This is a genomic window from Streptomyces canus 299MFChir4.1 (assembly GCF_000383615.1).
GTDB lineage: Bacteria > Actinomycetota > Actinomycetes > Streptomycetales > Streptomycetaceae > Streptomyces > Streptomyces canus_C.
The window spans coordinates 1-13,933 of record NZ_KB911616.1 but is presented as its reverse complement, the minus strand read 5'-3'; the positions used below and the strand labels follow the sequence as shown (position 1 = coordinate 13,933).

The 13,933-nt window shown below is 69.2% G+C and carries 16 protein-coding genes and 3 pseudogenes; 12 read left to right on the top strand and 7 right to left on the bottom strand.

Features of this window, described 5'->3' with window-relative positions; all coding sequences use genetic code 11:
- Positions 1 to 17 precede the first annotated feature (17 nt).
- The 5 genes from H293_RS0139975 to H293_RS55780 are packed head-to-tail and all read left to right on the top strand — an operon-like array spanning position 18 to position 3,634.
- Positions 18 to 413, top strand: coding sequence for a hypothetical protein (locus H293_RS0139975; protein ID WP_020123393.1), 396 nt, complete (start codon positions 18 to 20; stop codon positions 411 to 413).
- Positions 410 to 1,399, top strand: coding sequence for an FAD:protein FMN transferase (locus H293_RS0139970; protein ID WP_020123392.1), 990 nt, complete (start codon positions 410 to 412; stop codon positions 1,397 to 1,399). The genes H293_RS0139975 and H293_RS0139970 overlap by 4 nt, the downstream gene beginning before the upstream one ends.
- Positions 1,396 to 2,082 carry a ferric reductase-like transmembrane domain-containing protein gene (locus H293_RS0139965; protein WP_020123391.1) on the top strand — a complete coding sequence of 229 codons (687 nt, stop codon included), beginning with the start codon at positions 1,396 to 1,398 and terminating at the stop codon, positions 2,080 to 2,082. Before H293_RS0139970 ends, H293_RS0139965 begins: the two co-directional genes overlap by 4 nt.
- Positions 2,079 to 3,503, top strand: a complete 1,425-nt coding sequence (locus tag H293_RS0139960; protein WP_020123390.1) for an NADH-ubiquinone oxidoreductase-F iron-sulfur binding region domain-containing protein — start codon at positions 2,079 to 2,081, stop codon at positions 3,501 to 3,503. The genes H293_RS0139965 and H293_RS0139960 overlap by 4 nt, the downstream gene beginning before the upstream one ends.
- Positions 3,416 to 3,634 (top strand): ferredoxin, encoded by a 219-nt coding sequence (locus H293_RS55780; protein WP_259294638.1) that lies wholly within the window; start codon positions 3,416 to 3,418, stop codon positions 3,632 to 3,634. The genes H293_RS0139960 and H293_RS55780 overlap by 88 nt, the downstream gene beginning before the upstream one ends.
- Positions 3,635 to 3,666: 32 nt before the next feature.
- Here H293_RS55780 and H293_RS0139955 read toward each other — a convergent pair whose 3' ends face one another.
- On the bottom strand, positions 3,667 to 4,185 hold the full coding sequence (locus H293_RS0139955) for a DUF2231 domain-containing protein (protein ID WP_020123389.1): 519 nt from the start codon (positions 4,183 to 4,185) through the stop codon (positions 3,667 to 3,669).
- 502 nt (positions 4,186 to 4,687) lie between these two features.
- Between H293_RS0139955 and H293_RS0139950 the strand changes: the two genes are divergently transcribed.
- Positions 4,688 to 5,119 (top strand): hypothetical protein, encoded by a 432-nt coding sequence (locus tag H293_RS0139950; protein ID WP_028808605.1) that lies wholly within the window; start codon positions 4,688 to 4,690, stop codon positions 5,117 to 5,119.
- A 175-nt stretch (positions 5,120 to 5,294) separates the two neighbouring features.
- Here H293_RS0139950 and H293_RS0139945 read toward each other — a convergent pair whose 3' ends face one another.
- The 3 genes and pseudogenes from H293_RS0139945 to H293_RS0139935 all read right to left on the bottom strand — a co-directional run.
- The gene (locus tag H293_RS0139945; protein ID WP_020123387.1) at positions 5,295 to 5,945 is read right to left on the bottom strand and encodes a hypothetical protein; all 651 of its coding nucleotides are present in this window, start codon (positions 5,943 to 5,945) and stop codon (positions 5,295 to 5,297) included.
- Positions 5,946 to 6,022: 77 nt separating this feature from the next.
- Positions 6,023 to 6,496, bottom strand: a complete 474-nt coding sequence (locus H293_RS53130) for a hypothetical protein (RefSeq protein WP_028808604.1) — start codon at positions 6,494 to 6,496, stop codon at positions 6,023 to 6,025.
- Positions 6,497 to 6,715: 219 nt separating this feature from the next.
- Positions 6,716 to 7,041: pseudogene (locus tag H293_RS0139935) on the bottom strand (IS3-like element ISMyma3 family transposase); the annotation flags it as partial.
- An 87-nt stretch (positions 7,042 to 7,128) separates the two neighbouring features.
- Between H293_RS0139935 and H293_RS0139930 the strand changes: the two are divergent.
- Positions 7,129 to 7,803 carry a formylglycine-generating enzyme family protein gene (locus H293_RS0139930; protein WP_020123385.1) on the top strand — a complete coding sequence of 225 codons (675 nt, stop codon included), beginning with the start codon at positions 7,129 to 7,131 and terminating at the stop codon, positions 7,801 to 7,803.
- 58 nt (positions 7,804 to 7,861) lie between these two features.
- Complete coding sequence (locus H293_RS0139925; protein ID WP_033416227.1) at positions 7,862 to 8,662, top strand: phosphotransferase; 801 nt, start codon at positions 7,862 to 7,864, stop codon at positions 8,660 to 8,662.
- Positions 8,663 to 8,888: 226 nt separating this feature from the next.
- On the opposite strand, the pseudogene H293_RS55775 reads toward H293_RS0139925, so the two are convergent.
- Positions 8,889 to 9,366: pseudogene (locus H293_RS55775) on the bottom strand (transposase); the annotation flags it as partial.
- A gap of 203 nt (positions 9,367 to 9,569) precedes the next feature.
- Between H293_RS55775 and H293_RS50950 the strand changes: the two are divergent.
- Together H293_RS50950 and H293_RS0139915 are read left to right on the top strand one after the other, a co-directional pair.
- A pseudogene (locus H293_RS50950) lies at positions 9,570 to 10,259 on the top strand (IS256 family transposase); the annotation flags it as partial.
- A gap of 630 nt (positions 10,260 to 10,889) precedes the next feature.
- Positions 10,890 to 11,441, top strand: coding sequence for an RICIN domain-containing protein (locus H293_RS0139915; RefSeq protein ID WP_020123382.1), 552 nt, complete (start codon positions 10,890 to 10,892; stop codon positions 11,439 to 11,441).
- Between the two features lie 265 nt (positions 11,442 to 11,706).
- On the opposite strand, the gene H293_RS0139910 is transcribed toward H293_RS0139915, so the two are convergent.
- On the bottom strand, positions 11,707 to 11,898 hold the full coding sequence (locus tag H293_RS0139910) for a hypothetical protein (RefSeq protein ID WP_020123381.1): 192 nt from the start codon (positions 11,896 to 11,898) through the stop codon (positions 11,707 to 11,709).
- Between the two features lie 235 nt (positions 11,899 to 12,133).
- Here H293_RS0139910 and H293_RS58690 point away from each other — a divergent pair, with 235 nt between their 5' ends.
- Together H293_RS58690 and H293_RS0139900 are read left to right on the top strand one after the other, a co-directional pair.
- The gene (locus H293_RS58690; RefSeq protein WP_158694502.1) at positions 12,134 to 12,439 is read left to right on the top strand and encodes a hypothetical protein; all 306 of its coding nucleotides are present in this window, start codon (positions 12,134 to 12,136) and stop codon (positions 12,437 to 12,439) included.
- 216 nt (positions 12,440 to 12,655) lie between these two features.
- Positions 12,656 to 13,000, top strand: a complete 345-nt coding sequence (locus H293_RS0139900; RefSeq protein ID WP_020123379.1) for a hypothetical protein — start codon at positions 12,656 to 12,658, stop codon at positions 12,998 to 13,000.
- A 52-nt stretch (positions 13,001 to 13,052) separates the two neighbouring features.
- Here H293_RS0139900 and H293_RS0139895 read toward each other — a convergent pair whose 3' ends face one another.
- Entirely contained in the window at positions 13,053 to 13,553 is a 501-nt protein-coding gene (locus H293_RS0139895; RefSeq protein ID WP_020123378.1) for a helicase associated domain-containing protein, read from the bottom strand.
- Positions 13,554 to 13,933: the final 380 nt, after the last annotated feature.

Below are 13,933 nucleotides of genomic sequence, written 5' to 3'. Positions count from 1 at the left end.
TCTCCAGGAGCGCTGCCATGTCCCCCTCGCCCGACGAGTTCCGGCCGACGCCCGGTCCCGCCTTCTCCGCGCACGCACGCGACCGCGGTCTGCGGCGCAGCCGCCGCACCACCGTGTGGATCGCGGCCACGGCCGCGGCCGGTGCGGCGGCTCTCGGCGGCGTCTACACGCATCTGATTCCGGGCGGTCCGGCCGCCCCCGCGCCAGCACCGGTGCACCAGCCCGCCACGTCGCATGCCGCCACCCCCGCGGGCAAGGACGACGGCGGGAGGGAGAAGCCGAACGGTCACGAGGCCGACGAGGAGGACGGCGAGCAGGGCGCGGCTCCCGCGGCGCAACCGGCTCCGCAGCCCCCGGCGCAGCCGCCTGCCGCGACCCAGCAGCAGCCGCAGACCACGACGGGGGCGTCATGACCACGCGCACCCCGGACCGCTTCCGTTGCCAGGTCGTCTTCCCGGCCCTGGGCACGACGGCCGCCATGCTGGTCACGGACCCGGTCGCGCTGCCCGCCGCGGAAGCCGTGTTGCGCGCCGAGCTGGCCGCCGTCGACCGCGGCTGCAGCCGCTTCCGGCCCGACTCCGAGCTCACGCGCGTGAACGTCGGCGCGGGTGTCACGACGACAGTCAGCGCCTACTTCGCCGAGGCCCTGCAGGCCGCCCTGCGCGCCGCCCGCCTCACCGGCGGCGTCGTGGACCCGACGGTGGGCAGTGCGGTGATCGCGCTCGGCTACGACCGCACTTTCGCCTCGCTCGCGCCCGAGGACGCCCGCCCCGTGCCCGTGTCCCGGCCGGCGTCCGGCTGGCGGCGGATCGCCTACGACCCGCGTACCCGCCGGCTGCGCCTGCCCCCGGGCACCCGCCTCGACCTGGGCGCCACCGCCAAGGCCCTGGCCGCCGACCGCGCCGCCCGGCAGGCCGCCGCGGTGACCGGCTGCGGGGTCCTGGTGAACCTGGGCGGTGACCTGGCGACCGCCGGACCGGCGCCCCAGGGCGGCTGGCGGATAGCCCTCGCCGACGACCACGCCCAACCCGCCCCCCAGGGCGGTCCCGCCGTGACGGTGACCGGCGGGGCGCTGGCGACCTCCGGTATCCGGGTGCGTACCTGGCGGCGCGGCGGACGGGTCCTGCACCACATCGTCGATCCGGCCACCGGAGAGCCCGCCGCACCCGTGTGGCGCACGGTCACGGTCGCGGCCGCCACCTGCGTGGACGCCAATGCCGCCGGCACCGCGGCGATCGTGCTCGGCGCCCGGGCCCCGGACTGGCTACGGGCCAACGCCCTCCCGGCCCGCCTGACCGGCCTCGACGGCACCGTCCTGCGCCTGGGCGGCTGGCCGGCCGACTCCCACGCTCCCGCGCCCGCGGACCTCCGCGGCACGGCCCCCGGAGGCCCGCGATGACGACACTCGCCCTGACCGGCAGCCCCCTGTGGTACGCCAGCCGCGTGGGCGGCACCCTCGCCCTGATCCTGCTCACCGCCACGGTGGTGCTCGGCATCGCCTCCGGCGGACGCACCGCGGCGCGGCGGATCGGCCGTTTCGAGGTTGGGCTGCTGCACCGCAACCTGTCCCTGCTCACCTTGGTGTTCCTCGTCGTCCACGTGGTGACGGCGGTGCTCGATCCGTACGTGCACCTGAGCTGGGCGGTGTCCGTCATGCCGTTCGTGGCCTCCTACCGGCCGCTCTGGCTGGGACTGGGGACGGTCGCGCTCGATCTGCTGCTCGCGGTGCTGGTCACCAGCGCGCTGCGGCGCCGCAGCGGGGTGCGGCGCTGGAAGGCAGTGCACTGGCTGGCGTACGCGGCCTGGCCGTTCGCCCTCTTCCACAGCGCCGGAACCGGCACCGATACCCGGCTCCCGCTCCAGCTGTGGCTGTACGCGTCCTGCCTGGTGTCGGTGGTCGGCGCGGTGTGTTGGCGGCTGGCGAAGGCGGGTCCGGGGCGGGTCGTCGGACGCCTGGTGGCCGCCGTGGCCGCCGTCGCCGTACCCGTCGTGCTGGCCGAGTTCCTGGCTGTGGGACCACTGCAGCCGGGCTGGGCGCAGCGTGCCGCCATGACGACGGTACTGCTCGGAGGCGGACGATGAACTCCTCCGCCGCGGCGCCCCTCGCGCCCCAGTACCGCGTGCCCCAGCCGGACGACCCCACTGCGGCCCGGCTGCTGGCCCCTTGGTATGCCACCGGGGCGCCGGCCACCCTCGCCGATCACCTCCTGCGCCATGGACCGGTGGTGCCCGCCGCGCCGGTCCCCGACGGCCGTACGTCGATGCCGCTGGTGGAGGCCGTAGAGCGGGCCGGGCTGACCGGGCGCGGCGGTGCCGGATTCCACACCGCCCGCAAGCTGCGCGCCGTGGCGGAAAGGGGTGGCCGGACCGTGATGGTCGTCAATGCCATGGAGAGCGAACCGGCCAGCCGCAAGGACCAGTTCCTGCTTGCCGTCGCACCCCACCTGGTCCTCGACGGCGCCGTCCTGGCCGCGACCGTGATCGGCGCCGACACCGTCCACGTGTGCCTGCCCCGCACCCGCGCCGTCCAGTACGCGCAGCTCAGCGCCGCCTTGAACGACCGCAGGCACGCCCGCCTCGACCCGGTGCGGTTGCGTCTGCACGCGCTTCCGCACGCGTACGTCTCCAGCGAGTCGACCTCGCTGGTGAGCTGGCTCAACGGGGGCCCGGCCCGCCCTCAGGGAAACCCGCCGCGCACCCATGAACGCGGTGTCGCCCGCCGCCCCACCCTCGTGCACAACGCCGAGACCCTCGCCCATCTCGCCCTCATAGCCCGCCGGGGACCCGAGTGGTTCCGTCGTGCGGGAACCCCGGACGAGCCCGGCACCACACTCATCACCGTCTCTGGCGCCGTCACCGACCCGGGCGTCCAGGAGGTCGCCATCGGTACGCCGCTCGCCACGATCATCGACGCTGCCGGCAGGCCCACCGAAGCTCTGCCCGCGGTCCTGCTCGGTGGCTTCGCCGGCACCTGGCTCCCGGCGCAGGACGTGCGCACCCCTCTCACCCGGCGTGACCTGGCCCCCTTGGGGGCCACACCCGGCGCGGGCGTTCTCGTCGTACTCCCGCCCTCGGCCTGCGGGCTCAGCGAGACGGCCCGGATGCTCACCTACCTGGCGGCCCAAAGCGCCCACCAGTGCGGCCCCTGCCACTTCGGGCTGCCCGCCGTGGCCGAGGACTTCACCGCGCTGGCCGCCGGACGCGGCGACCGGGACCTGTTGTCCCGGCTGCACCGCCGGACCGCTCTGCTGCCGGGCCGCGGTGCCTGCCGTCATCCCGACGGCGCTGCTCGCCTGGCTGCCTCCGCGCTGCGTGCCTTCGCCGACGACGTCGATCAGCACCTCACCCACGGCGCCTGCGCCGCCGCCCACCGGCCGGCCCGGATCCCCGTGCCGCCCGCCGAACCCCCGGAGACCTGGCGATTACCCCCACCAAGACCCTGCGCATCGACCGCATCGCCTGCACGGGCCGGGGACTGTGCGGCGAACTGCTCCCCGAGCTGATCGGCCTCGACGAATGGGGCTACCCCGTCATCAAGGACCGAGCCGTCCCCGACCATCTGCGCACCCACACCCGCCGCGCCGTCGGCGCCTGCCCCCGTCTGGCCCTCCACGCCGACGACGCTCCCGTGTGACAGGCACTCGAGCCGGGGCTAGCGGATGCGGGTCAGTGATCGTCCCCGTCACCGCCCGAGGCCGCCTTGGAGTAGCCGTCGTGCCACGCGGCCTTCGCCCCCGAATCACCGATGCGGTAGACGTCCACGGCGGCTCCCACGGCCACGACGAGCGACAGAACGGCAACCGCGATACGCACCGGCGCCGCGGACCGGCGTATGCCGGGCGACGTCTCGGAGCCGGACGCGGTGGTGCGGCGGCCCGCCCACCAGACGGAGACCGCCAGAAGGAACAGGCCCCCGGCCCAGGGCAGCAGGCCGTCGCCGAGGGCGGCGTGCCGGCGCACCAGGGCATCGCTGTCGACGTGTTCCTCCAGCCACTCCCCGGCCTGCGTGGCCAGCGGAACACTCACGAGGGTGACCAGGGCCAGCAGCGGCAGCACGACGCCCATGCGCTGCGCCGCGCTCGGCCGGAGCGCGCAGACCGTGAGGGCCAGCGCGGTCAGGGGAACGAGCACGATGACGAAATGCACGAGCAGGACGTGTGCGGGCAGGCCGTTGATCAGGCTCATAGGTGTTCCTCCAGTAGGTTGGTCACACAGGATGGGTCGAAGGCGCGCCAGCCTCGCACAGGAAGTTCTCAACTTCCTCTGAGCTCCCGAGCCGACCCAACCCGCCCGCCTGCCGTGCTGTGCCTCCACGTGGGGTCGGTCGTCCAGGGCGGGGCTGTGGAGCTGCTCGTCGAGGGGCTCAAAGCCGTGGAAGGGCAGGCGGCCTGGGGCGACTTGGTGGCGAACTGGACCTCCAGCACGCCGTCGCGGTGTCGCCCTTGGACGAGGCCGGAAAGATCCTCGCCCTGGAGCAGGACCTGTTCGGCGCCGGGTGCGAGAGGCGGGTGGTTCGTCGAAGCGCCCTGCCAGTTGGTCTGTTGAGGAGAAACGGCCACGGATCCGTTCACTCCGTGTACGGGTTCCGTAACCGGTGCCGGTGGCCTACAACGCTGGTCGGGTGACGACGGTCAATCCCTTCGAGGTCGACAAGCTGTTGGGGCTGTCGACGAAACGGGGGATTGCCATGAACATCATTCAGCGTGCCGCAGCGGTCGGAGCGGTCACAGCCGCCGTGGTCGGCGCCATGGGGGCCGTCGCATCGCAGGCAGGGGCGGCGACGCCCCTGGCGAAGTACAACGGTGTCTGCGGGGCGGGTTATACGGTGGTCGACTCGGCGCCGGTCGGTACGGCGGGCACGGTCTACCTGACGTACAACCCCTCCACGGGACAGGACTGCGTGGTCACGGTGCGCGCCCGTCCCGGCACCGCCGTGTCCATGCTGGCAGCGGTCACGGACGCCCAGGACGTCGACCCCGAGTTCGATGACGGCCAGTACACGACCTACGCCGGTCCGGTGTACATAGGCCACCCCGGCCACTGCGTGAGCTACTGGGGACGGATCTCCGGCCAGGGCGGCGGAGCGGACAACGTGCACTGCACCCCACTGACCGGCTGAGCGGTCTCACTCGGTCTTCCGCGCAGGACATCCGAGGTGGTCCAGCGTGATCCGCAGGTGGGTGGTCGGACCGGACACCGCCCGCGAAGGCCGACCGAGTCTGGGAGGCGCCGGTCGGTAGTGCCTCGTGTTCGAGGTTCACGAGATCGGGCCCTGGCAGGGATTTCGTGTTCGGTTACGGTGCGTGTGGGCCACTGGTAGTCGGCAGTGGTGCGCTGATGGCGAGATCTTCGTCGAGTCTGGCTGCCAGGTCCTCGGCGAGAGTCGGAACATGGCGAGTGGCCCACTGCTTGGTCAGAGAGAGAAAGCCTTGCAGTCCCTCCTGCACGGTATGCAGGATGCCCGGTAGGTCTCCCGCCACGATCTCGATGGGCTGCCCGGAAGGAGTTTCTTGACCGTCTGCGCTGTCCGGCCACAGCTGCACGACCTCGCCGGCGTGCTCAAGCCTTGGTGAAGGGTCGTGGCCGAGCCACAGGGTCTCTCCGTCTGCGACGTCGAGCCACTCGCGCCAGTCCTCCAGCCCACTACAACATCCTGGCTGGACGGTGACGTTAGTACGGGTGTCGTGGACGTGCAGCCCTCCTGGCGCGATGACTTTGTCTGTCTCCAGCAGGCGGCGAATCGCCTCGCTGGCGTCCGTCAAGGGGCGATCGCCTTCCCCTGTCCGCGAGTTGTAGTCAGCCAGCATGGCCAGCGCGCTGCCGACGTCGAGCGGGGACATACTGCTCGACAGAGCCATGAACTGGGACGGAGGCAGACCAGCCACCGGCCAGAAAGAGAAGTCAACGGTGTCTGGGGTTTCCAGGACGGCATTCACGATCAACACCGCGTCATTGTCACCTGGGGCGGTTCAGCCCGCTTCGCAATTTCTCCCGGGGCTCATCACGCCAAGAGAACGCGCTTTCAGAGGAGGTTGAAGCCGGCGCGGCCGAACATCTGGCGCTTGAGCATCTTGATGAGGTTGACGTGCCTTTCTACGACTCCGGAGCTCCAGGCAGGGTGAGGCCGGCGACGACGGCGCCACGGTCGCGGTTGATGCCCGCGGCGTGGGTGGAGACCGGGCAGGTCGTCCTGGCGGACGGCATCGAGCCACTCGGGCGGCCGTTGGCCGTGTCGCTCGGTGAGGATCTGAGCGAACGAACGGGCGTGTCTGGTGAGGGCTTCCAGTTCGGGGCAGTGGGCCAAGACGGCCTTCATCCGGCGCTGTTCGCCCTCGGAGAGGGACTCGGGGTGCCGGAGGATCCAGCCGGCGACCGCGCGGGGCGAGGGCGAGCACGGGGGTGCGGTGACCGGGTCGGCTGAGAGGTGCTTGGTGCGGAAGCAGGCGCGAACTCGCTGGTGGCTGCCGGTGTAGCGAGTGGCACGATCTCCTCCCACGCCTTCCAGGCGCTGGTGCGGCCCTGGTTCCAGCGGTCGTCCGGGCAGGGCCCGTACTCGTCGGGAACGGAGGGGCGGCCCCGCCACTGGCCGTGAAAGAGGTCCTCCGGGGTAGTGGCGTCGGCCAGGAGTTTGACCGTGCGGTAGGTCATGCCGAGCTGGCGTTGGATCGCGCGGCGGTGTGGCCGGCGGCCAGCAAAGCGTGGACAGCGGCGTCGCTACGAGCGCTTCGGCGGCCGGTCGAGCTCGGCCGCAAAGAAAGCCGACGCCGCCTTGAGGATCTCGTTTGCCCGCCGCAACTCGGCGTTCTCGACCTTCAGACGCTTGATCTCAGCAGTCTCGTCAGAGGTCACGGCCGGGCGCTGGCCGGCATCGACCTCTGCCGTGCGGAGCCAGGGCCGCACCGTTTCCGTCGCACCAATTCGCAGCATCGCGGCGACCGCCTTCATAGCGGACCACTCGGTCGGGTAGTTCGGGCGGATCCCCGCGAGCATGCGCACCGCACGCTCACGAAGCTCAGCAGGGTAGGGAGACGGACGTGCCATGACTCGATCCTCTGAGGGAATCGAGCCTCCATTAGACCCGGAGCGGTTCATTTTGCACTGACAGGGTCTCGTTAGGATCTCCTGATCATGGACGTGATGATGGGGAACAAGATGGTCGACATCCCGCCGGGGCGGGTGACGCTGTCGGACCGGCGGACACAGCGCAGTTGGTCGGTCGAGCTTGCGCCCTACCAGCTCGCGACATTCCCGGTCACCCAGGCGTTGTACGCACAGATCACAGGCCAGCGGCCGAGTACCACCCTGGGGGACCAGTTGCCCGTCGAGTGCGTCTCCTGGTGGGACGCGGCGCGGTTCTGCAACGCCCTGTCCCAGTGCGAAGGCCTCACGCCCGCGTACCACATCCGTGCCGAGGATGAAGTCATCGAGTGGGACGCGTCCGCCGACGGATATCGACTGCCGACCGAAGCCGAGTGGGAGCACGCCTGCCGTGCCGGGACGACCGGGCCGCGCTACGGGGAGCTCGACGAGATCGGCTGGTACCGCGGAAACTCGCACGAGCGCATCCACGACGTGGGCGGCAAACGCCCCAACCCGTGGGGGCTTCACGACATGCTCGGCAACGTCTGGGACTGGTGCTGGGACGTCTACGACGCCGAGGTCTATGGCGTCTACAGGGTGCTCCGTGGCGGTGGTTGGTTCGATGAGCACTGGAGCTGCCGGGCCTCCGCGCGGCGCCGCAGCCACCCGACTTTCCAGGTCGACCACGTGGGATTCCGCGTCGCGCGTTCCGTCGTGCGTTGATCCACATCGTGCGCCGGCCGCTCCGCACGAGGGTGGATCGGGCGATAGCGTGATCCTCATGACGGCTGAAGACGAGGCGCTGGTCGGCGGGATGGTGAACGCGGGGGCGGTCTTCCGCCGGGGGAAGGTGGTGGAGCGACCGGCACCGCGCAACGCGCGCGCCCTGCATGCCTATCTCCTCGCGCTGAAGGAGCACGGCTTCGACGCGGCACCGACCCCTGTCGGTCTCACCGGGGATGGCCGTGAGCAGCTGACCTTCATCCCTGGCGACGTGGCTCTGCCGCCGTTCCCGGACTGGGCGATGACAAGTTCTGCCCTCGAATCGGTGGGGAGCCTGCTGCGGCGTCTGCACGAGACCAGCGCGGTCGTCGCGGTGGACACCAGTGCCGAGTGGCCCTCGGACCTCGCCGATCCGGAGGGGGGAAGAATGTTGTGTCACAACGATGTGTGCCCGGAAAACGTCGTCTTCCGCGACGGTCGTGCCATGGCCCTGATCGATTTCGACTTGGCGGCCCCGGGCCGTGCCCTCTGGGACATCGCCATGACCGCCCGTTATTGGGTGCCCATGCTTGATCCCGAGTCAGCGGCTGCTCTCCATCCCCACGGGCTGGATGCGGCCGCACGGCTGCGGATCCTTGCCGACGGCTACGGCCTCTCGGCAGGGGGCCGCGCAGAGTTACCCGGTGTGATCGAGCAGGCCACGGAGGTCTGCCGGGCCTTCGTCGCCTGCCGCGTAGCCAGCGGAGACCCCCTCTATCTCCAGGCGCTGGCCGAGCGTGGTGGATGGGAACGCTGGGACCGGGTGCAGACCTGGCTGGTGGACCACCGCAAGACGTTCACGGCTGCCCTGCTGAACTGACCGGCCCGGACGTCCGAGGAAAAACTCACCGGGTGTTTCTTCGGGCCGCGTTCGTCCTCAGTGAGCTGCAACCGGTAGAAGTCGGTTCCGGTCTGGATCAGCCTGCGGCCACGCTGGGAGCACGTCCGGCCCTGTGACCCCGCCGCCCAACTGCGGGCCGAGATCGAGGGCACCGCGTAACCGTCGAGCAGCACCCTCGCGCTCACTCCTCGCCCTCTTCGTCCTGGGCCGATTTCGGAAGGCTGTCCAGCGCACTCGCGGCTTTGCGCATCCAGCATCCCTGATGCCGAGTTGAGGGGAACACCTCGTTGACCGCGTTCCAGAAGCAGAGAGCGCCGTCGCCCACCGCGAGGACGGGGGCGCGTATCCCGCGCTGGGCGGCATCGCGCAGCAGGTTGGCCCGGACTCGGATGATTCGCGGTAACCGTCGGTTATGGCGATGAGTTCCTTGGTGCCGTCCGCGCGCATGCCCACCAGCACCAGGACCGGCCTGGGCCTGCTCCAGGCCGATCTTCAGATGGATGCCGTCGGCCCAGACGTAGACGTAATCACTGGTGGACAGGTCGCGCTCGTTGAAGGCGGCGTGGTCGGCCTGCCACTGCGCGGTCAGGCGGGTGACCGTGGCCTGGGAGAGGCCCGCCGAGGAGCCGAGGGGCTGCTCGAGTGGCGGGCACGAAGTCGCCGGAGGGCAGGCCGTGGTGGTAGTGGCTTTGTTAGCGGGAGCGGGAGTCGTTTCGAGGTGAGTGCGGGAGTCGCCTTCTGGCCGAGTACCCGGTTGCGTCGAGGGAAGTGGTGTACGGGTTCGGCCTGATCCGGGGGTTTGCTTCGGCATCGGGATGGTGCCCGCGTAGATGAACGGCGACCGGCTGGTCTTCGAAGTGGTGAAGCCTCGAAGGAGATCAGCACGATGACCGCACCAGACAGTCTGCCCCTGCACGCCCTCGTGGAAGACAACCTTGCCGCGGTGAGTCCGGATCTGCTGCGCGCGATGGTCAAGACGTTCGCCGACGCACTCATGTCCGCGGAGGCGGATACTCTCTGCAACGCCGAATACGGGCAGGTCAGCGACGAACCCGTCAACCATCGCAACGGATACCGGCCGCGCGAGTGGGACACCCGCGCCGGGACCGTGGAGCTGTCCATCCCCAAGCTGAGGCAGGGCAGTTACTTCCCGCAGTGGCTCCTGGAGCGGCGCCGCCGGGCCGAACAGGCCCTCATCTCGGTGGTCGCCACCGCCTACCTGCTCGGTGTCAGTACGCGCCGGGTGGAGAAGCTCGCCGAGTCCCTGGGCGTCACCCAGCTGTCGAAGCCCCAGGTGAGCGCGATGGCCAAGCACCTGGACGAGCAGGTCGCCGCGTTCCGCAACCGGCCCTTGGACCAAGGCCCTTACGCATTGGTCTGGGTGGATGCCCTGACCCAGAAGGTCCCTGAGGGCGGCCGCATCATCAACGCCCATGTGCTGATCGCGGTCGGCGTGAATGCCGACGGCAACCGCGAGATCCTCGGCCTCGACGTCGCGACCGCCGAGGACGGCGCCGGCTGGCTCGCCTTCCTGCGCTCGCTCCTCGCCCGCGGCCTGTCCGGCGTCCAGCTCGTCATGAGGTAGTTGAGTAGCCGTTGTCTACCCGACTTCTTCGGCGAAGACGTGCCGGGATTTGAACCATGACCAATCGTGAGGATCCCCTCAACGGCAGCCCACACCCGGGTCCGGTGATCGTCGACATCCTCGCTCCGCCGCCCGTGGATGTCCAGGAGCAGGCCGTCGAGTGCGGTGTAGGTCCTGTGCGGGAGCGGCCCGGGGGTTGGGGCGTTGTGGTCCGCGCCGTAGACGCGTCCCTTCAGCCGCTGCTCATCGCCGTTCATCTGATCAGCGTTGCAGCTGCCACCGATAACGCGGGCGTACCCAGGACCGCCTTGGCCGGCCCGCAACTTCAGCCGCGGCATGGCCGGGTCAGGCCCGGAAGCGGGGGAGCCAGCCGCCAGCCTTCTCTCCGATGATGGCGCATGGCCCGCCCCGTCCTTGGGCGACCTGTGAGTTTCGACGAGGATCGAAACGATTGCCCCGATGCCGACAGCGCGGCGAAGCTGGATCGCGTCATGCCGGGGTGCAGCCCACGCGATACGGATTCCGCGCGGTGAAGCGGCACCCCTCCGCACCACTCGATCCGCCGCCCTGTGGGCCTCAACCCCTTTGCGGTGGAATTGAACCAATCTCAGAGGGGACTCCATGGCTAAAACCATCACAATCGCGATTGGCAGCCGCATTCTCGGCCGGTCAGCCCTCGGGCTGTCTGCCGCGGCCGCGTTGCTTCTCGGCGCCCCGGGCACCAGCTCGGCGACCGACACGGGCATTCTCACTCTCAGCGGGCCTGCCAACGTGGCCAACACCGGACGATGCTGGGACCTAGGGTCCAACCAGCCGGGCGCGGAAGTCGTGCTCCACTACCCGTGCCATTACGAGGACACCTACTCGAGCCAGAAGTGGTATCGCACGCTCGATGCCAGCTGGGTGTACAACATCCAGAACGCCAACGGCCTGTGTATGGACCTGCGCAGTAACGCGGTGGGCGCACACGTGATCATGGCGCCCTGCCACTACGAGGATAGCTATCTCAGCCAGAAATGGTACCCGGTTGACAATCAGCCGCGTCACTTCCGCAATTCCAACAACCTGTGCATGGACAGCTCCAACGTCAATGGCGGCCCGATCACCATGGAGCCTTGCAACTACAACACCAGCTACCAGGATCAGCGATGGTGGATGACCGGTAGCTGGTAACTCACACGAGCACGAGGTCCTGAGCGGCGGCATCGACTTTTAACGCCGCTGCTCTCCTGGAGGGACAATTTGGTGGCGCGGCGAGACTGGTTAAAAAGCGGTGCGGTCACGGCCGTTGCACTGGCACTCTGCACGCTCGCGACCACGACGGGAGCAGCCACCGCCGTGAACAGGGCGGCCAGGACCGACTTCGCTGTACAGGCAGAGACTAGGGCTGACCAGCGCGCAGGCGCAAGGACTGCAGAGACGCGTGGACTCCTACCTGTCACAGACGGGTGGCACACATGTGCCCGTGAACAAGATCCGTCTCGGGGGTCGCGGGGAGATTTTGCTCGATCTGCCGGGCGAGAGCACTGTCCGGAGCGAACGCGCCCAGAAGGCCCACATCCGAGCTCTGTCCCGGCAACACCATGTGCGCGCGGAAGAACACCTGGTACACGGGCGACAAGACCACCATGTGGGCACCTCCTGCAACCTTCGCATTCCATGACTGGAAAACGGTTTCCCTGGATCAATAAACAGTCAACGGGTACGGCCGCAAATTTCCTGCACGACTTTGGCGTCTCGAAGTGGCACGACAAAGGCGCCTTCTCGCAGGACCCGGACGCTCCCTGGTATGGGGTGCACTGGGTCAAGAACTGCTGACAAGACCAGCCGGAAACTCATCACATCTACGAGAGGCAGCAGCCATCATGAAGACTCGGGCACGTTTTGTGGCGACCCTTTGCACCGCGGCCGTTGCGGCCACGATTGGTCTGGCGGCTCCGGCCACCGCCCAGCCGAACCAGGCCAACGCCACCTGCAGCACCTACCGAAGCGACGACGGCAAGTACGTCGGGGTTAGTTGCAACACCGGGCGCTACTACGTCGTCGGCACGGCCTGCAGCGCTGGCGGCTGCACCACAGTCGGCGGAAACATCGTCAGCGCCCCGAACACCTCGTGGGCATGGGCTGGCAGCGGGTACTTCGGCGGCGACATCGGCACTGTCTTCGTCTAAGAGGTCGCGCGGGCGCCGACTCGTCCAGAAGGATGCGGTGGAGCCTGGCCCACACCCGGTCCCGGCTCCACCGGGCGAAACGCCTGTAGACCGTCGGCCAGGCCTGGCCGAACACTGGGGTGTTGCGACCAGCAGGTTAGGTGGTCTGATGTCGCCTCCCAGTCCTTCTGAGCTGTCGCTGTTGCTGCGAGCTGGGGCTTCTCAGATTTTCTGGGTGTGCGCGATGCCTGGGGGCGCGACGGACTGATCAACCCCACCGACCTCGCCATCGACACGCATGCCCCCGCCGACAGAGCCGCCGCACACTACGTCCCCGGCACGCCGACCGCCAGCGTCCTCCCCCTCAACGCCCTCGCCGCCGCCGAAGCCGTCAGCCACTCCATGCACGCCGTGAGCTGCCTTCACGACGACGACCTCGACCACGCCAGCGTCCTGCACCGCCCCCGCCCCCGCACACCAGACCTCATCAACTCCCGCACCCACACCGACTGCCGATGGTGCGCCCCGCAAAAGCAGTTCGCACTCGGAGACCGACCAACCGCCAACGTGGCATCCAGCTGACAGGTTCCACGAACCGAAGCGATCCACCAAGCGCTGCCCCTCCGTAACAGCCCTACCAGCGCATGCCCAACTCATCGAGTTCCGCACGACGCTCCGCTGCAAACTTGTCTGCCCGTCGTCGAGTGTTGTCGAGCCATCCCCCAAGCCGGACGGCCGTACTCCTTTCCCCGTCCTCACCGGCCAACTCCTCGACATGCTTTCTCGGGACGCGGAGGTGCCCCTCGCGGGTGTGGAACTGCCGTGCTGCGGCCATGTTCCGCTCCCACAGCTCGTCTTGGGACCGCCGCACCGGACGCACAGCCTCGCTTTCGGCTGCGGGTTCGATGCCGATGGTCTGCAGCAGGTACTGCTGCGCCGGCATCAGCCGATCCCATCCGGCTCGCTGCGCGGCCACCCACACCGCCAGGTCCTCGCCCTGCACGATCACCTCGCCCGCCCGGACCGGGAGCGCGCCGCCGGCCTTCACGTGGGCGCGGGCGAGCCGACAGCAACGCTGCCAGCTGATCTCCCATTCCGGGCACCACCCCGGATCTACATCACTCAGCGCCTCCACACGCTCTTCTGACAGCTCCCCGGCATACGACAGGCCCGTTTCCCCGTTCGCGCGGCTGTCGTCACTCGGTCTTTCTGAGTGTTGCTGTGGCTGTGAGCTGGGGCTTCTCAGTTCCTCTGGGTGGTGTTCGCGATGCCTGGGGGTGTCCGGAGTGTGGGGTTGGGCGGGTAGTGGCCGTCTGGCCTGCGCGTGCGTGGGTGTGTGCAGGTTGATCGAGCAGGGTGCGGTTTCAGTGGGCTGCTACTTGGCAGGGCCGGTCAGACGGTCTGGGGGTTGGTGAGGTTGTCGGGGGCGGATCTGTCGGCTGTGCTTGTGTGCTTACTCTTCGCTGGTGGTGCCGGCCTGCGGATCAAGATCGGTTTCGTGTAGGGCCAGGATGA